General features: G+C 62.9%; 19 protein-coding genes. 14 read left to right on the top strand and 5 right to left on the bottom strand.

Features of this window, described 5'->3' with window-relative positions:
* Positions 1–9: 9 nt before the first annotated feature.
* Together J5M73_RS18315 and J5M73_RS18310 are read right to left on the bottom strand one after the other, a co-directional pair.
* On the bottom strand, positions 10–483 hold the full coding sequence (locus J5M73_RS18315; protein WP_102860275.1) for a WbuC family cupin fold metalloprotein: 474 nt from the start codon (positions 481–483) through the stop codon (positions 10–12).
* A gap of 3 nt (positions 484–486) precedes the next feature.
* Entirely contained in the window at positions 487–1,044 is a 558-nt protein-coding gene (locus J5M73_RS18310; RefSeq protein WP_042941423.1) for a hypoxanthine-guanine phosphoribosyltransferase, read from the bottom strand.
* Positions 1,045–1,209: 165 nt separating this feature from the next.
* On the opposite strand from J5M73_RS18310, the gene upp reads away from it, so the two are divergent.
* Together upp and J5M73_RS18300 are read left to right on the top strand one after the other, a co-directional pair.
* Positions 1,210–1,848, top strand: a complete 639-nt coding sequence (upp, locus tag J5M73_RS18305; protein ID WP_011063386.1) for a uracil phosphoribosyltransferase — start codon at positions 1,210–1,212, stop codon at positions 1,846–1,848.
* A gap of 2 nt (positions 1,849–1,850) precedes the next feature.
* The gene (locus J5M73_RS18300; protein ID WP_102860274.1) at positions 1,851–3,125 is read left to right on the top strand and encodes a uracil-xanthine permease family protein; all 1,275 of its coding nucleotides are present in this window, start codon (positions 1,851–1,853) and stop codon (positions 3,123–3,125) included.
* Between the two features lie 55 nt (positions 3,126–3,180).
* On the opposite strand, the gene hemH is transcribed toward J5M73_RS18300, so the two are convergent.
* Positions 3,181–4,206, bottom strand: coding sequence for a ferrochelatase (gene hemH / locus J5M73_RS18295; protein ID WP_102860273.1), 1,026 nt, complete (start codon positions 4,204–4,206; stop codon positions 3,181–3,183).
* A gap of 13 nt (positions 4,207–4,219) precedes the next feature.
* The gene (locus tag J5M73_RS18290; protein ID WP_102860272.1) at positions 4,220–5,122 is read right to left on the bottom strand and encodes a TIGR01777 family oxidoreductase; all 903 of its coding nucleotides are present in this window, start codon (positions 5,120–5,122) and stop codon (positions 4,220–4,222) included.
* A 194-nt stretch (positions 5,123–5,316) separates the two neighbouring features.
* Between J5M73_RS18290 and J5M73_RS18285 the strand changes: the two genes are divergently transcribed.
* The 12 genes from J5M73_RS18285 to J5M73_RS18230 all read left to right on the top strand — a co-directional run bounded on the left by J5M73_RS18285 (position 5,317) and on the right by J5M73_RS18230 (position 15,348).
* Positions 5,317–6,303: an NAD(P)/FAD-dependent oxidoreductase gene (locus J5M73_RS18285; protein ID WP_102860271.1), complete on the top strand. Its 987-nt coding sequence runs from the start codon at positions 5,317–5,319 to the stop codon at positions 6,301–6,303.
* Positions 6,300–6,515, top strand: a complete 216-nt coding sequence (locus tag J5M73_RS18280) for a TIGR02450 family Trp-rich protein (RefSeq protein ID WP_102860270.1) — start codon at positions 6,300–6,302, stop codon at positions 6,513–6,515. The genes J5M73_RS18285 and J5M73_RS18280 overlap by 4 nt, the downstream gene beginning before the upstream one ends.
* 120 nt (positions 6,516–6,635) lie before the next feature.
* Positions 6,636–7,586, top strand: a complete 951-nt coding sequence (locus J5M73_RS18275; RefSeq protein WP_102860269.1) for a DUF523 and DUF1722 domain-containing protein — start codon at positions 6,636–6,638, stop codon at positions 7,584–7,586.
* Between the two features lie 3 nt (positions 7,587–7,589).
* Positions 7,590–8,522, top strand: a complete 933-nt coding sequence (locus J5M73_RS18270; protein WP_102860268.1) for a MerR family transcriptional regulator — start codon at positions 7,590–7,592, stop codon at positions 8,520–8,522.
* Positions 8,523–8,535: 13 nt separating this feature from the next.
* Positions 8,536–9,981 (top strand): deoxyribodipyrimidine photo-lyase, encoded by a 1,446-nt coding sequence (gene phrB, locus J5M73_RS18265; RefSeq protein WP_102860267.1) that lies wholly within the window; start codon positions 8,536–8,538, stop codon positions 9,979–9,981.
* Positions 9,974–10,399 (top strand): nuclear transport factor 2 family protein, encoded by a 426-nt coding sequence (locus J5M73_RS18260; protein ID WP_102860266.1) that lies wholly within the window; start codon positions 9,974–9,976, stop codon positions 10,397–10,399. The genes phrB and J5M73_RS18260 overlap by 8 nt, the downstream gene beginning before the upstream one ends.
* Positions 10,396–11,166, top strand: a complete 771-nt coding sequence (locus J5M73_RS18255) for an SDR family NAD(P)-dependent oxidoreductase (protein WP_102860265.1) — start codon at positions 10,396–10,398, stop codon at positions 11,164–11,166. Before J5M73_RS18260 ends, J5M73_RS18255 begins: the two co-directional genes overlap by 4 nt.
* Positions 11,163–12,410 (top strand): FAD-dependent oxidoreductase, encoded by a 1,248-nt coding sequence (locus J5M73_RS18250; RefSeq protein ID WP_102860264.1) that lies wholly within the window; start codon positions 11,163–11,165, stop codon positions 12,408–12,410. The genes J5M73_RS18255 and J5M73_RS18250 overlap by 4 nt, the downstream gene beginning before the upstream one ends.
* Entirely contained in the window at positions 12,407–13,222 is an 816-nt protein-coding gene (locus J5M73_RS18245; RefSeq protein WP_102860263.1) for a DUF1365 domain-containing protein, read from the top strand. The genes J5M73_RS18250 and J5M73_RS18245 overlap by 4 nt, the downstream gene beginning before the upstream one ends.
* Positions 13,209–14,480 (top strand): cyclopropane-fatty-acyl-phospholipid synthase family protein, encoded by a 1,272-nt coding sequence (locus J5M73_RS18240; RefSeq protein WP_102860262.1) that lies wholly within the window; start codon positions 13,209–13,211, stop codon positions 14,478–14,480. The genes J5M73_RS18245 and J5M73_RS18240 overlap by 14 nt, the downstream gene beginning before the upstream one ends.
* Complete coding sequence (locus tag J5M73_RS18235; protein ID WP_102860261.1) at positions 14,473–14,988, top strand: DUF2878 domain-containing protein; 516 nt, start codon at positions 14,473–14,475, stop codon at positions 14,986–14,988. Before J5M73_RS18240 ends, J5M73_RS18235 begins: the two co-directional genes overlap by 8 nt.
* 54 nt (positions 14,989–15,042) lie before the next feature.
* Positions 15,043–15,348, top strand: coding sequence for a YkgJ family cysteine cluster protein (locus tag J5M73_RS18230; RefSeq protein ID WP_102860260.1), 306 nt, complete (start codon positions 15,043–15,045; stop codon positions 15,346–15,348).
* A gap of 8 nt (positions 15,349–15,356) precedes the next feature.
* Here the strand turns inward: J5M73_RS18230 and J5M73_RS18225 are convergent, their stop codons facing one another.
* A complete protein-coding gene (locus tag J5M73_RS18225) occupies positions 15,357–15,875 on the bottom strand; it encodes an acyloxyacyl hydrolase (protein ID WP_060844598.1) in 519 nt (172 codons plus the stop codon).
* Between the last annotated feature and the right edge of the window lie 88 nt (positions 15,876–15,963).

The following is a 15,963-nucleotide window of genomic DNA, read 5'->3' as shown; positions in this document are numbered from 1 at the left end:
GGAACACAATCAGTCGAATTGCGCACGCATCCAGGCGTGGTATTGCGCCACTCCCGGCTCGCCTTCCCGAGGCGCCCAACTGGCCTGTTCGCCCTCGCCCACCGGACGGTAAGGCCCGGCCTTGCATTCGAACATCAGGCTGTCGGCTTCAAGCACCACCAAGCCATGGAACACCCCGGCCGGCAGATCGACACCGATGCAGTCACCACCGGCCTGCAAGACGCGCTTGCCCTGGACCTGGCCCGCCTCATCGAAGATCAGCACGCCCAACCGCCCCTTGAGCACCAACAGGGTCTCGGCCTTGTCGGCGCTCAGGTGCCGGTGCGGGGGAACATAGGTCGAGGGTTGCAGCGCCACCGCCATGCGATGGCAAGGCTCTTCCATGGCGTGGAAGTTGTGGTGCTGACGACCACGGGGATTGGCCGCCGCCTTCTCAGCCAGGTCACTGAACAAGGCTTGATCGAGAAAGCTCGGCACGCTCATGTCTTACATCCCCTTCACGGCATAGATGCCGGCGGCGTTACGCCAGTAGCCCTTGTAGTCCATGCCGTAGCCGAAAACGTAACGGTCGACGCAAGGCAGGCCCATGTAATCGGCCTTGAGGTCCGGACGGGCCTTGCGATCGTGTTCCTTGTCGATCAGCACTGCCGTGTGCACGGCACGGGCACCGGCATGTTTGCAGAAGTCGATGATGGCGCCCAGGGTGTGCCCCTCATCGAGAATGTCGTCGATGATCAGCACGTCACGGTCGATAAAGGAGACTTCCGGCTTGGACTTCCAGAACAGCTCGCCGCCGCTGGTTTCGTTGCGATAGCGCGTGGCGTGCAGGTAGGAGGCTTCCAGGGGGAACTGCAGGTGGGTCAGCAGCTTGCCAGCGAAGATCAGGCCGCCGTTCATGACGCAGAACACCACCGGATTGCGCTCAGCCAGTTCTTCAGTGATTTGTGCACCGACCCGGGCGATGGCCGCCTCGACTTCAGCTTCGGTGTACAGGCAGTCAGCCTCGCGCATGATTTGACGGATATGCTCGAGATCAGCGGACATGGCGCTCTCCAAGGGGGTGGCAGTTTCGGAAAAGCGGGCAAAGGTACGCATCCGGCCCGATCAGATCAAGCGTTTCTGGACTAACGTACTTTATGTCTATAGGACAACAACCCCGGATAGATTAATCTAGGCCGTTTTTTTTGCCCGCCGCCGGAGCCTTTCCCTATGCCCATCCGTGAGATCCGCCATCCGCTGATCCGACACAAACTTGGCCTTATGCGCCGCGCAGACATTAGCACGAAGAACTTTCGCGAGCTCGCTCAGGAAGTCGGTGCCCTGCTGACGTACGAAGCCACCAAAGACCTGCCCCTGGAAAGCTATGAAATTCCAGGCTGGTGCGGCCCTGTCCAGGTCGAGAAAATCGCCGGCAAGAAGATTACCGTGGTGCCGATCCTGCGCGCCGGTATCGGCATGCTCGAAGGCGTGCTGAGCCTGATTCCGGGCGCCAAGGTCAGCGCCGTGGGCGTGGCCCGCAACGAAGAAACCCTGCAGGCCCACACCTACCTGGAAAAACTGGTTCCGGAAATCGACGAACGTCTGGCGATGATCATTGACCCGATGCTGGCCACCGGCAGTTCCATGGTTGCCACCATCGACCTGCTGAAAAAAGCCGGCTGCCGTGACATCCGAGCCATGGTCCTGGTGGCCGCCCCCGAAGGCATCGCCGCCGTGGAGCAGGCGCACCCGGATGTGACCATCTACACCGCTTCCATCGATCAGAAGCTCAACGAACATGGCTACATCATTCCAGGCCTGGGTGATGCCGGTGACAAGATCTTCGGCACCAAGCAGAAGGACTCCTGATCATGCAGGATGAGTTCAACGATCCGCTCTGGCGCCAGGTACTGTCTGGCGCGCAGATGCTCTTCGTGGCCTTTGGCGCCCTGGTGTTGATGCCGCTGATTACCGGTCTTGACCCGAACGTGGCGCTGTTCACGGCGGGTCTCGGGACTCTGTTGTTCCAGGTAGTGACCGGCCGCCAGGTGCCGGTCTTCCTGGCGTCAAGCTTTGCCTTCATCACTCCGATCATTCTCGCCAAGGGCCAGTTCGGCCTTGCGGCGACCATGGGCGGGGTGATGGCGGCAGGCTTCGTCTACACCTTTCTGGGCCTGGCGGTGAAGATCAAGGGCACCGGTTTCATCGACCGCCTGCTGCCACCCGTGGTCATCGGCCCGGTGATCATCTCCATCGGCCTGGCCATGGCCCCGATCGCCGCCAACATGGCCATGGGCAAGGCTGGCGACGGCAGCGAGCTGATTCATTACCAGACGGCGATGATGATCTCGATGCCGGCGCTGCTCACCACGCTGATTGTCGCGGTGTTCGGCAAAGGCATCTTCCGCCTGGTGCCGATTATTTCCGGGGTGCTGGTGGGCTTTACCCTGTCCTTCTACTTCGGCGTGGTGGACACCGCGAAGATCGCCGCCGCGCCCTGGCTGGCACTGCCGCACTTCACCGCCCCGGAGTTTAACTGGCAGGCGATCCTGTTCATTGTCCCGGTGGCCCTGGCGCCGGCCATTGAACACATCGGCGGGGTGATTGCCGTCGGCAGCGTGACCGGTCGCGACTACCTGAAGAAGCCCGGCCTGCATCGCACCCTGTTCGGTGACGGCATCGCCACCACTGCTGCCGGCCTGTTCGGCGGTCCGCCCAACACCACCTATGCCGAAGTGACTGGCGCGGTGATGCTGACCAAGAACTACAACCCGAAAATCATGACCTGGGCGGCGGTCTTCGCCATCACCCTGGCCTTTATCGGCAAGTTCGGCGCGCTGCTGCAAAGCATCCCGGTGCCAGTCATGGGCGGGATTCTCTGCCTGCTGTTCGGTTCGATTGCAGCGGTGGGTATGAACACCCTGATCCGTCACAAGATCGATCTGGGTGAAGCCCGCAACCTGGTGATCGTTTCGGTGACCCTGGTGTTCGGCATCGGCGGCGTACTGGTAGGAACCGGTACCGGTCCGGACGACTTCGGCCTCAAGGGCATCGCCCTGTGCGCCATCGTCGCCATCGTGCTGAATCTGGTGCTGCCGGGTAATGACGGCTGGAAGAACAAGAAGGCCGACGAGCCTCTGATCTGAAGACGCGTTCGCCGGCAAGTCCGCTCCGCAGGAGCTGGCTTGCCGGCGAAGCCGTTTACAACGCCAACGGCGCCCTAGCGCACAAGGTGTTCAAGGCCTGCGCCCATTGCGGGTCGTCATTCAGGCATGGGATCAACACCAGATCCTCACCTCCGGCTTCGCGGAACTGCTCACGACCGCGATCACCAATTTCCTCCAGGGTCTCGATGCAATCGGCAACAAAAGCCGGGCACATCACCATGACCTTCTTCACCCCCTGCTTGGCCAACTCATCAAGCCGTGCCTCGGTGTAGGGCTCGATCCATTTGGCCCGTCCCAGACGCGACTGGAACGACACCGACCAGGAGCCTTGCGCCAACCCCAGATGCTCGGCCAGGGCCGAGGCCGTCCGCATGCACTGAGCGCGGTAACAGGTGGCCAGCACCTGCGCAGAGGCGTTGCGGCAACAGTCGGCATCCTTGAAGCAATGCTGGCCGGTCGGGTCCAGTTTGGTCAGGTGCCGCTCCGGCAGACCGTGAAAGCTCAGCAGCAGATGATCATGCTCCTGGGCCAGGTAGGGTCTGGCGCTGGCCGCCAGGGCCTCGATGTACTCCGGCTGATCGTAGAAGGGTTGCAGCACGCTGAACTGCACATCCAGCTTGTGCTCGCGCACCACACGCTTGGCCTCTTCGATCACCGTGGTCACGGTACTGTCGGCGAACTGTGGATAGAGCGGTGCCAGGGTGATTTTCTTCTGCCCCTGGGCCACCAACTTGAGCAGCGCCGACTCGATCGAAGGCTGGCCATAACGCATTGCCAGCTCCACCGGCCCCTGTTTCCACTGCTCGCTCATCACCTGTTGCAAGCGGCGGCTGAGCACCACCAACGGCGAACCGTCCTCCCACCAGATCGATGCATAGGCGTGGGCGGACTGCTCCGGGCGCTTGATCAGGATCAGCGACACCAGCAAGCGCCGCACCGGCCATGGCAGGTCGATGACATAAGGGTCCATGAGAAATTGGTTGAGGTAGCTGCGCACATCCGCCACCGAAGTGGAGGCCGGCGAACCGAGATTGACCAGGAGCAACGCGTGATCGGTCATGCAACGTCCTATTTCAAAGGCGGCTGGACACATCGTCCAGGGCCGCGGACAAATCAGTGAACTGGAAAGTGAATCCCGCCTCCAGCAAACGCGCGGGAACGGCACGCTGGCCGCCCAGTAACAGCAACGACAGCTCACCCAGCGCCAGGCGCAAGACAAAGGCCGGCAGCGGTATCAGCGCCGGCCGGCGCAGTACCCGCCCAAGGCTATTGGCGAACTCGCGGTTGCGCACCGGCTTCGGCGCGCAGGCATTATAAGGACCCCGTGCCTCATCCTGATGCACAAGAAAATCAATCAGGGCGATTTGGTCATCGATATGAATCCACGGCATCCATTGCCGACCGTTACCGATCGGCCCGCCCAGCCCCAGCTTGAACGGAAGCAGCAGGCGCGACAAAAAGCCGCCCTCGGACGACAGCACCAAACCGGTGCGCACCAGCACGACGCGCACGCCCAAGGCCTCGGCCCGCTGAGCGGTTTCTTCCCAGGCAATGCACAACTGGCTGGCAAAATCCTCGCTGACCGGAGGTGAATCCTCGCTCAGCTCCCGCTCGCCACCGTCGCCATACCAACCTACTGCCGAGCCAGAAACCAGCACCCGCGGTTTATGCTCGCGAGTTTCGAGCCAGGCCAGCAGGGTTTCGGTGAGGGCAATACGGCTGCTCCACAGCAGCGCCTTGCGCTTGTGGGTCCAGGGCCGATCGGCAATCGGGGCTCCGGCCAGATTGATCACCGCATCCAGCGGCGCCTGGTCCAGCTCTTGCAAAGTTCTGATGGCCCGCACTTGGGGACCGCACAGAGCGGCCACTTTTTCGGGATGGCGCGTCCATACACTCAATTGGTGACCCTGGGCCTGCCAGTAACGACACAGCGCACGCCCGATCAAACCAGTACCGCCGGTCAGCAATATATGCATGACATCTTCCTCGCGTGGCGTTTTACCCGAATCACTAGTCTATTTTTATAGGCAGGGATCTTTTCAATCGGACAGGCTGTGACTTAACGATAGACAACTTGCACAACCGATGACGCCGAAAGCTATACCAAAAAACAATATTGTACAGGTTTTAGTAGCGGCGTAATCTGTACAGACTGGTAAACGAGGCCCCTATGACAGTACCCATCGCAATCATTGGTACCGGCATCGCCGGACTCTCCGCCGCCCAGGCACTTCGAGATGCCGGGCACAGCGTCCAACTCTTCGACAAGAGCCGCGGCAGCGGTGGGCGCATGTCGAGCAAACGCAGCGATGCCGGCAGCCTGGATCTGGGGGCCCAGTATTTTACCGCTCGCGACCGCCGTTTCGTTACCGAAGTCCAGCGCTGGCAAGCCAAGGGCTGGGTCGCCGAATGGGCGCCACAACTCTACAACTCCCACGGCGGACAGCTCAGCCCTTCTCCCGATGAACAGACCCGCTGGGTCGGCACGCCACGCATGAGCGCCATCACCCGCGCCCTGATCGGCGACCTCGAAGTGCACTTCGCCTGCCGCATCACTGAAGTCTTCCGTGGCGAACAGCACTGGCACCTGCAGGACGCCGAAGGCTTTACCCACGGCCCCTTCAGCCACGTAGTGATCGCCACGCCGGCACCGCAAGCCACCGCTTTGCTGGCCGCCGCACCGAAGCTCGCCGGAGTCGCCGCCGGGGTGAAAATGGACCCGACCTGGGCTGTCGCACTGGCCTTCGATACGCCCCTGGAAACCCCCATGGAAGGCTGCTTCGTCCAGGACAGCCCGCTGGACTGGCTGGCCCGCAACCGCAGCAAGCCCGGACGCGACAGCCATCTCGACACCTGGATACTGCACGCCACCAGTGCCTGGAGCCGGCAACACATCGACCTCAGCAAAGAGGCCGTGATCGAGCAATTGCATGGGGCCTTCGCCGAATTGCTGCACAGCGTCATGCCCGCCCCAACCTTTAGCCTGGCCCATCGCTGGCTCTACGCCAGACCGGCCGCCAGCCATGAATGGGGTGCCCTGGCCGATGCCGACCTGGGGCTGTACGTATGTGGCGACTGGTGCCTGTCCGGCCGGGTCGAAGGCGCTTGGCTCAGTGGCCAGGAAGCCGCACGCCGTTTGCACGAGAGCCTGCAGTGAATCGACTCAACCCGCGCAAACTGCTGCTGTCGAAATGGACAGCAGCCCACCCGCAACACCGCGAGAAACACTTTCTGGTCACTGAGCTTTTCTGCGACGAAGAAGGCACCGTGCTGGACATCGAACTGCAAGCCGTGCTCACCCGGCGCAGCCAGCGCCTGAGCTGGCAAACCCTGCTCAACGACAGCGACTGGCGAATGGGCTGGCAGTAATTCGACAACCTGCCGGGCAACACCTGTACAAATAAATTGACTTGTACAACTTTAATTCTATGATGAAGACAAGTTGTACAACGTTTCGTTTTTGTACAGGTAAACCCCGGAGGTTGCATCATGTCCGCCAAGCCGAAAATTGCCATCAGCGCCTGCCTGATGGGCGTCGAGGTCCGCTACAACGGTGGGCACAAGGAGTCTCGCCTGTGCAGCCGAGTACTCAGCGAATACTTTGACTTCGTGCCCCTGTGCCCGGAAGTCGCGATCGGCATGGGCACCCCCCGCGAACCTATTCGGCTGGTCGGGGACCCTGAGCAACCTCGGGCCGTGGGCACCGTGGACGCCAGCCTGGATGTCACCTTGCCCCTGGCGGAATACGGCGAGCGCATGGCGGCCCAGGTAGATGACATCTGTGGCTACATCTTCATGCAGAACTCGCCATCCTGTGGTCTGGAGCGGGTCAAGGTGTACCAGGCCAATGGCATTCCCCATAGAAACGGCGGCCGGGGCATCTACGCCCAGGCATTCTGCGCACAGTACCCCGATCTGCCGGTGGAAGAAGCCGGACGCCTGAACGACCCGGTCCTGCGGGAAAACTTCCTGACCCGGGTCTACGTCTATCGCGACTGGCAGGCACTGCTCAAGCAAGGCCTGACCCGCCGCGCCCTCACCGACTTCCACTCGCGCTGCAAATATCTGCTGATGGCTCACCATCCCGTGCAGTACAAGACCCTGGGCAATCTGCTGGGCAGCATGGGCAAGGGCGATCCGAACCTGATCGGCCCGCGCTATTTCAGCGAACTGATGGCGGCCTTGAGCAAATGCGCGACCCGGGGCACTCACAGCAATGTGCTGCAGCACCTGAGCGGCTATCTCAAGCAGTCCATCAGCGCCGAAGACAAGCAGGAAGTGCAACACGTGATCGGCCAGTACCGCCACGGCATCGTGCCTCTAGTCGTGCCGCTGACCCTGCTCAAGCACCACTTTCGCCAGCACCCCGATCCCTACATCGCCCAGCAGCTGTACCTGCAGCCACACCCGGAAAACCTCAGCCTGCGCAACGCGATCTGAGCCATGAAACAACCCGCTCAAGAAGCCGACAACAGCGCCCAGTACCGCCGCGCCCTGGACCAGGGTTGGCTGCCGATTCGCGAAGTGGCGCGCCAGACCGGGGTCAACGCCGTCACCCTGCGGGCCTGGGAGCGCCGCTACGGATTGATCGTGCCCTTGCGTACGCCCAAGGGTCATCGCCTGTATTCCCAGGATCAGGTGCTAGAGATCCAGACCATCCTTACCTGGCTCAATCGCGGGGTCGCGGTCAGCCAGGTCAAGCACCTGCTGGACAGTGCCCCCACCGCCAGCGCACCGGCCGAGAATGACTGGCAGCGCCTGCGTCAGACCCTGAGCCTGGCCATCAGCCAATTGGCCGAACGCAAGGTCGACGACACCTTCAACCAGGCCATGGCGCTGTACCCACCCCGCACGCTGTGCGAACACCTGCTGATGCCGCTGCTGGCGGAGCTGGAGCAACACTGGCAGGGCCAGTTCGGCAGCCAGATGGAACAGGTGTTTTTCTACTCCTGGCTGCGCAGCAAGCTGGGCGCGCGGATCTACCACAACAACCGCCAACTGCAGGGCCCACCGCTGCTGCTGGTCAACCAGTCGGACCTGGCCCTGGAACCCCATCTGTGGCTGACCGCCTGGCTGGCCAGCAGCGCCGATTGCCCGGTGGAGGTCTTCGACTGGCCGCTGCCCGGCGCCGAACTGGCCCTGGCCATCGAACGCCTGCAAGCCCGCGGCCTGCTGCTGTATTCCAGCAAGGCGCTCAATCCTGCGCTGTTGCCCAGGCTGCTCAACGGCATTGCCTGCAAAAAAATCATCGCCGGACCCGCGGTGTGCATCCACCCCGACGACTGGTCCGTATGTATCACTGAAATCGCTGATCTGTACCTGGCCCAGGACCCGATCTCGGCCTGCCAGGCGCTGCTTGAGCGAGGACTCTTTTGAACCGGGAATCAGCATGCAATTGATCTGGCTGCGCAGCGACCTGCGCCTACATGACAACACCGCCCTCTGCGCCGCCACCCAGCGTGGCCCCACCGTGGCCGTGTACCTGCTGAGCCCGGAACAATGGCAAGTCCATGACGATGCCCCCTGCAAGGTCGACTTCTGGCTGCGCAACCTGCAGCACCTGAGCACTGCCCTGGGCCGGCTGAACATTCCTCTGCTGATTCGCAGCGCAGCCACCTGGGACCAGGCGCCCCACGTCCTGCTGGAACTGTGCCGGCAACTGCAGGTACGCATGCTGCACTTCAACCAGGAGTACGGCATTCACGAGAGCCGCCGCGATGCCGCCGTGACCAGGGTCCTGGAAGAAGCCGACATCAGCGTCCAGGGTTACCTCGATCAGTTACTGTTCCAGCCCGGCAGCGTGCTGACCCAGAGCGGCGGCTACTTCCAGGTGTTCAGCCAGTTCCGCAAGGTCTGCTACAGCCGCTTGCACAGCGCGCTGCCAGCCCTGGTCGCCAGCCCCAAGGCACAATCGCCGCTGTCGATCCAAGCCGATCCTGTACCCCGCCATATCGATGGCTTCCCACGCCCCAGCCAGTCACTGCGTGATCTGTGGCCGGCAGGTGAAGATCAAGCCCTGGGCCGTCTGCAACAGTTCACCGACGAGCAGATCGACTACTACCAGAGCGAACGCGACTTCCCGGCCAAGCCCGGCACCAGTCAGCTTTCACCTTACCTCGCCGCCGGGGTGATCTCGCCCCGCCAGTGCCTGCACGCTGCCTTGCGCTGTAACCAGGGAGAGTTCGAAAGCGGTAATCCCGGGGCCGTCACCTGGATCAACGAACTGCTGTGGCGCGAGTTCTACAAACACATCCTGGTGGGCTACCCACGGGTTTCCCGGCACCGTGCCTTTCGCCCGGAAACCGAAGCGGTGGCCTGGCGCGACGCCCCAGAGGAACTCGCCGCCTGGCAGGAAGGCCGCACCGGCCTGCCGATCATCGACGCCGCCATGCGCCAACTGCTGGAAACCGGCTGGATGCACAATCGCCTGCGGATGGTGGTGGCGATGTTCCTGACCAAGAACCTGCTGATCGACTGGCGTGAAGGCGAGCGCTTCTTCATGCGCCACCTGATCGACGGCGACCTGGCAGCGAACAATGGCGGCTGGCAGTGGAGCTCCTCCACCGGCACCGACGCCGCGCCCTACTTCCGCATCTTCAACCCTGTAAGCCAGTCGGAACGCTTCGACGCCGAAGGACGCTTCATCAAGCACTGGCTGCCACAACTGGCGGGGTTGAACAAAAAAGATATCCACAACCCCGGAGCCATGGGCGGCCTGTTCGCTGTCGCCGATTACCCGGCGCCTATGGTCAACCTGTCGATGTCCCGGGACCGGGCATTGGCGGCGTTCAAGGCGCTGCCTTCGCGCCAGGATGCGGGAGGCGCCCATGAGTGACTTCCTCGACCGCTTCGCCCGGGATTTCGCCAGCCTCGACAAGCACAGCCTGCAACGCCTGGACCAGCTCTACAGCGAGGACATCCAGTTCACCGACCCGCTGCACGAGGTCAATGGTCTGCCACGCTTGCGGCATTACTTTGCAGAGCTGTACGCCAATGTCAGCGAACTGCGTTTCGAATTCCACGGTGTCGACACCTGCACCGAAGGCCAAGGCTATCTGCGCTGGACCATGAGCTACCGCCACCCGCGCCTCAAGGGCGGCCAGATGATCCGGGTCCCCGGCTGCTCGCACCTGCACTGGCGCGACGGCAAGGTCTACCGTCATCGGGACTATTTCGACGCCGGTGCCTTGCTCTATGAACATCTGCCGCTACTCGGTGCGGTGATTGCCTGGTTGAAAAGGAGGCTCGGATGAACCCTGCAATGCCACGGCGGATCTGGCTCACCGGCGCCAGCAGCGGCATCGGTGCGGCGCTGACCGAAGAACTGCTCAAGACTGGCGCCCAAGTGGCCGTCAGCGCTCGCTCGCGCGAGCCCCTGGAAGCGCTGGCCCTGCGTTATCCGGGCCGGGTGCTGGTGGTGCCCGGCGATCTCACCGACGCCCTGCAGGTGCGCGAGATCGGCAAGCGTATCGCCCAGGCCTGGGGCGCACTGGACACCGCGATCCTCAATGCCGGGACCTGTGAATACATCGAGGTGCAGCAATTTGACGCGACGCTGATCGAGCGCGTGCTGAGCAGCAACCTGCTGTCCGCCAGCTATTGCATCGAGGCTGCTCTACCGCTGTTGCGCGCCGGCAATCGCCCGCATCTGGTAGGGGTGGCCAGCTCCGTGACCTACCTGCCGCTGCCTCGGGCCGGCGCCTATGGCGCTTCCAAGGCAGCCTTGCGTTATCTGCTGCAATCCTTGCGCATCGACCTGGCTGCCGAGGGCATTGACGTCACCGTGGTCAGTCCCGGCTTCGTCGATACCCCGCTCACCGCGCGCAATGACTTTGCCATGCCCATGAGCTGGCCCGCCGCCAAGGCTGCGCGGCATATCCACAAACGCCTGTCACACCGGGATCTGGAGATCGCTTTCCCCGCCCCGTTCATCTTTGGCCTCAAGCTGCTGTCCTGGCTGCCCGGCCGCCTGCAACTGGCCATCGCCAAACGCCTGGCCCGCACAGGGAGTGCATCGTGAAAATCGCCATTATCGGTAGCGGCATTGCCGGCCTGACCTGCGCCTACGTCCTGAACCGTCGCCATGACATTCGGGTTTATGAGGCCGGCAGCTGGATCGGCGGCCACACCCACACCGTGGATGTCAGCCTGAACGGCGAGACCCAGTCTGTGGACACCGGTTTCATCGTCTTCAACGACTGGACTTACCCCAACTTCATCCGCCTGCTGGGACAGATCGGGGTCAAGTTCAAACCCACCGAGATGAGTTTCTCGGTGTGCGATCCCGCCTCGGGCCTGGAATACAACGGCAACAACCTCAACAGTCTGTTCGCCCAGCGACGCAATCTGCTATCGCCCGGGTTCTGGGGCATGCTGCGGGACATCCTGCGCTTTAACAAAGCGTCGCTGCTCGATTTGCAGCAACAGCGGATCGCCGCCGACACCACACTCGGCGACTACCTGAAAAGCCAGGGCTACGGCGAGCGTTTCATCCAGCACTACATCGTGCCCATGGGCTCGGCGATCTGGTCGATGTCACGGGTGCAGATGTTGGGCTTTCCCCTGCAGTTCTTTGTGCGCTTCTTCAAGAACCATGGCTTGCTGTCGGTGAATAACCGTCCGCAGTGGTGCGTGATCGAAGGTGGCTCAAGCCGCTACATCGAACCGCTGACCGCCCCGTTCCGCCAGCACATCCGCCTCAACTGCCCGGTGCAACGAGTCGAGCGCGACGAGGCTGGCGTGCTGATCCACAGCGCCGCCGGCAGCGAGCGCTTCGACAAGGTGGTGTTCGCCTGCCACAGCGACCAGGCCCTGCAACTGCTGGCCAGCCCCAGCCAGGCCGAGCGAGAGATTCTCCAGGCCCTGCCCTACGTCGACAACGACGTGGTGCTGCACACCGATACCCGGCTGCTGCCCCGCCGGCGCCTGGCCTGGGCCAGCTGGAACTACCGCCTGGACGCCAGCGGCGAGAAAGCCGCCGCCGTGACCTACGACATGAACATCCTGCAAGGCCTGAAGAGCGACACCACCTTCTGCGTCAGCCTCAACCAGACCGCAGCCATCGATCCAACGCAGATCCTGGCCCGCTTCACTTACGCCCACCCGCAATACAGCCTCGATGCGGTGGCGGCCCAGGGCCGCTGGAATGAACTGCAAGGCGCCCAGCACAGCTTCTACTGCGGCGCCTACTGGGCCAACGGCTTCCACGAAGACGGCGTGGTCAGCGCCTTGCGCGTGGCCCAGGCCTTTGGTGAACAACTGTGAACAGTGCCCTGTACAGCGGCTGGATCAGCCACCGGCGCTTTGCCCCCAAGGGCCATGCCTTCCGCTATCGGATCGGCCTCTTGTACCTGGACCTGGACGAGCAGGAATCGGTGCTGGGACTCTCGCCCCTGGCGGGCCGCAGCCGTTTCGCCCCCTTCGCCTTCCGCGAAAGCGATTACCTGAAAGACTTCACCGGCCAGGGCATGCGCCTGATCGACGCGGTACGCCAGCAAGTGGCCGCGGCCATCGGCCATGTGCCGGGCGGCGCGGTGCGCCTGTTGACCCAGGTGCGCAGCTGGGGCCTGGCGTTCAATCCGGTGAGTTTCTTCTACTGCTTCGAGGCCGACGGGCAACTGGCGGCGATTCTCTGCGAGGTCACCAACACCCCCTGGCGCGAGCGCTACCACTATGTACTGCCAGCCCGCCCAGACAGTGCCTCGGCGCCCGAGCACCAGCACTTCGCCGTGGCCAAGGCCTTTCACGTGTCACCGTTCCTGCCCCGGGACCTTGAGTACCGCATGAGCTTCAGCCCACCAGCCGAGCGGCTCGGGGTGCACATGGCCGACTGGCAGGGTGATCTGAAGGTATTCGACGCCACCCTCAGCCTGCAGCGCCAAGCCCTGGATCGCCGCAGCCTGCACCAGTACCTGCGCAGTTTTCCATGGATGACCGCCAAGACCTGCCTGGCCATCTACTGGCAGGCCCTGCGCCTGACCGCCAAGGGCATCACCTTCTTTCCCCATGAGGCCGCCGACGGCGCCTATCGCACAGCCGCTGTACAACCCAAGGATCGCCGCCATGAAATCCTCTAGCGTATCGGCCAGAACTACCCTGTTCAGCACCCACAGCCTGACCGCCAACCTGTTGCGTCGCGGCGTGCTGCGGCAACTGGCGCACCTCAAGCACGGCCAACTGCTGGTCATCGAAAACGCCGAGCGCCTGGTCTTCGGCGACCGCACGGCAGCCTTGGTGGGTGAGATCCATATCCACGACAGCAGCGCCTGGGGCCTGGTGGCCAGCAGCGGCTCGATCGGTGCCGGCGAAGCGTTCATCCACGGCTACTGGAGCACCCCGGACCTGACGGCGGTGATCCGCGTCTTCGTCAGCAACCTGGACGTGCTGGATGCCATGGAAGGCGGCCTGGCGCGACTCGGCCGGCCGTTGGTACGCGGCCTGCACTGGCTCAATCGCAACACGCGCAAGGGCTCGCAGAAAAACATCGCCGCCCATTACGACCTCGGCAATGAGCTGTTCGAGCAGTTTCTCGACCCCACGATGATGTATTCGGCCGCGCAATTTCGCAGCGAGGACGACAGCCTGGAGCAGGCCCAGTTGAACAAACTGGAGCGCATCTGCCAGAAACTCGCGCTCAAGCCCGAGGATCACCTGCTGGAGATCGGCACCGGCTGGGGCAGCATGGCGCTGTATGCGGCGCAGAACTACGGGTGCCGCGTGACCACCACCACCTTGTCCAAGGAACAGTTCGCCTATACCCGCCAGCGCATCGACGCCGCCGGCCTGCAGGACCGGGTGACCCTGTTGCTGGAGGACTATCGCGACCTGGACGGGCATTACGACAAGCTGGTGTCCATCGAAATGATCGAAGCCGTGGGCCACCGCTTCCTGCCCACCTACTTCCAGCAGTGCGCGAAGTTGCTCAAAAGCAACGGCCTGATGCTGCTGCAAGCCATCACCATCCGTGACCAGCGCTATGAACAGGCGAAGAACGGCGTGGACTTCATCCAGCGCTACATCTTCCCCGGCGGCGCCCTGCCCAGCGTGCACAAGATGCTCGAAGTGGTCAGCCGCGACACCGACATGAACCTGCTGCACATGGAGGATTTCGGCCTGCACTACGCCCGCACCCTGCGCCTGTGGCACGAGAACTTCCGCCGCGCCCACGGCCGCCTGAGCGAGCTGGGCTATGACGCGTACTTCCTGCGCCTGTGGGAGTTCTACCTGTGCTACTGCGAAGGCGGCTTCCTGGAGCGCAGCATCGGCACCGCGCAGATGCTCCTGGCCAAACCCTCGGCAGTGCCACAACCTTTGCTGGGCCGTTTCGATGCGTAAGCAACTGGCCAACGCCCTGCTGTTCCAGCTGGGCTGGTTCATCTGCGTGCTGTCTGGCGACAGCGCCTGGCTGCTGCTGGGGGTGGCGATCCTGCTGGCGCATTTTCGCTGGATCGGCAGTTGGGCCGGAGAAAGTCGGATGATTGTCGGCGTCGCCCTGATCGGCATCACGCTGGACAGCTTCCTGCACTGGCTGGGGGTGTTTCAGTTCCAGCAAGTAAGCCTGCTGATTCCCCTATGGCTGATGCTGCTCTGGATCTTGCTGGGCACCACCCTGCGCCACTGCCTGGCATGGACGGCACGTCCCTGGTGGTTGGCCAGTGTGCTCGGGGCGCTGTGCGGACCACTGTCCTATTACGCCGGCGGCCGCTTGGCCGGAGTGACCTTTGCCTATGGCCTGTGGCCGACCATGCTGGGGCTGGGCCTGCTCTGGGGAGTACTGCTACCGCTGTTTCACGTGCTTGCGCGTCCCACTGAAGAAGCACCGCAACCGGCCCCTCAGGACTGAGCGTCCGTCAGGGCTCTCACACAGCCCTGGCCCACTGCCTTACACTGGGCGCCTATGACTAACATCCCCGTTACCCCCATCCCCGAACCGGCCATCAGTTGCTCGACCTGCGCCGCCTGCTGCTGCCAGCTGGAAGTGATGCTGATCACCGACACCGGGGTGCCCGAACGCTTCATCGACACCGACGACTGGGGCGGCGAGGTCATGCGCCGCCTGGACGACGGCTGGTGCGCGGCCCTGGACCGCGACAGCATGCGCTGCAGCATCTATGAGCTGCGGCCACTGATCTGTCGCGAGTTCGAGCTGGGAGAGGCCGATTGCCTGAGCGAACGCCGGGGAATCGCCACGGCGTATCGCTGATACCGGTCTCAGAGCGGCATCGTGTAATGCAGCGCGTAGCTTTCGATACCGTCGTTGGGGGTTTGAATCCCGGCGTTGGAGTAATGGGTGGCGCGGATCCCGACTTCATGCCCGCCAGCGAAACGCAGGCCGAAACCGATGCGGTCTTCGAACTGGAAGGATGAGCCGAGCTTGTTGTCCTCGACCTCGGTGTGGGCAAAGGCCGCCACCCCGATCCCCGCCTCGATGTAAGGCTTGACGCTGGCCCCGGCGAACTCATAGACCAGCACCGGCGAGAACGACAGGCTGTGATTGCTCGATTTCTTGTCGCCATCCCAATAGGTGTAGGCGCCGCTCCAGTACCCGGTCAGGCGACCGACATCACTCTGCAGCCAGCTCTTGTCCCAATCCCATTGCATACCCAGGCGGTAGGTCTGGGTCGAATCGCCGGTTTGTCCCACGGAGAACTCGACTCCGGCTGCCTGCGCGGAAAAACTGTGCCCCAACAACCCGGCCGCCAGCGCGGCCAAACACAACAGTCGCTTCATCAGGAACGTCCTTTTTCAACGGTTACCTATGGTCTTGTACAACCTTCTGGAAAAGTTATAGAAGCCCGCGCGCGCTCGGAAGTTCAGC

Origin of the sequence: Pseudomonas sp. 50_B (assembly GCF_017491625.1) — a bacterium.
GTDB classification, from domain to species: domain Bacteria; phylum Pseudomonadota; class Gammaproteobacteria; order Pseudomonadales; family Pseudomonadaceae; genus Aquipseudomonas; species Aquipseudomonas danubii.
The sequence above is the reverse complement of the archived record's forward strand: the minus strand, read 5'-3'. Positions and strand labels throughout refer to the sequence as shown.

Coding starts and splice junctions, on each gene's coding strand:
- J5M73_RS18290 (WP_102860272.1), bottom strand. CDS start 5,122: ATGCATATATTGCTGACCGGCGGTACTGGTTTGATCGGGCGTGCGCTG.
- J5M73_RS18260 (WP_102860266.1), top strand. CDS start 9,974: ATGAGTGACTTCCTCGACCGCTTCGCCCGGGATTTCGCCAGCCTCGAC.
- J5M73_RS18275 (WP_102860269.1), top strand. CDS start 6,636: ATGTCCGCCAAGCCGAAAATTGCCATCAGCGCCTGCCTGATGGGCGTC.
- J5M73_RS18270 (WP_102860268.1), top strand. CDS start 7,590: ATGAAACAACCCGCTCAAGAAGCCGACAACAGCGCCCAGTACCGCCGC.
- J5M73_RS18315 (WP_102860275.1), bottom strand. CDS start 483: ATGAGCGTGCCGAGCTTTCTCGATCAAGCCTTGTTCAGTGACCTGGCT.
- phrB (WP_102860267.1), top strand. CDS start 8,536: ATGCAATTGATCTGGCTGCGCAGCGACCTGCGCCTACATGACAACACC.
- J5M73_RS18230 (WP_102860260.1), top strand. CDS start 15,043: ATGACTAACATCCCCGTTACCCCCATCCCCGAACCGGCCATCAGTTGC.
- J5M73_RS18240 (WP_102860262.1), top strand. CDS start 13,209: ATGAAATCCTCTAGCGTATCGGCCAGAACTACCCTGTTCAGCACCCAC.
- J5M73_RS18235 (WP_102860261.1), top strand. CDS start 14,473: ATGCGTAAGCAACTGGCCAACGCCCTGCTGTTCCAGCTGGGCTGGTTC.
- hemH (WP_102860273.1), bottom strand. CDS start 4,206: ATGACCGATCACGCGTTGCTCCTGGTCAATCTCGGTTCGCCGGCCTCC.
- upp (WP_011063386.1), top strand. CDS start 1,210: ATGCCCATCCGTGAGATCCGCCATCCGCTGATCCGACACAAACTTGGC.
- J5M73_RS18285 (WP_102860271.1), top strand. CDS start 5,317: ATGACAGTACCCATCGCAATCATTGGTACCGGCATCGCCGGACTCTCC.
- J5M73_RS18255 (WP_102860265.1), top strand. CDS start 10,396: ATGAACCCTGCAATGCCACGGCGGATCTGGCTCACCGGCGCCAGCAGC.
- J5M73_RS18225 (WP_060844598.1), bottom strand. CDS start 15,875: ATGAAGCGACTGTTGTGTTTGGCCGCGCTGGCGGCCGGGTTGTTGGGG.
- J5M73_RS18310 (WP_042941423.1), bottom strand. CDS start 1,044: ATGTCCGCTGATCTCGAGCATATCCGTCAAATCATGCGCGAGGCTGAC.
- J5M73_RS18300 (WP_102860274.1), top strand. CDS start 1,851: ATGCAGGATGAGTTCAACGATCCGCTCTGGCGCCAGGTACTGTCTGGC.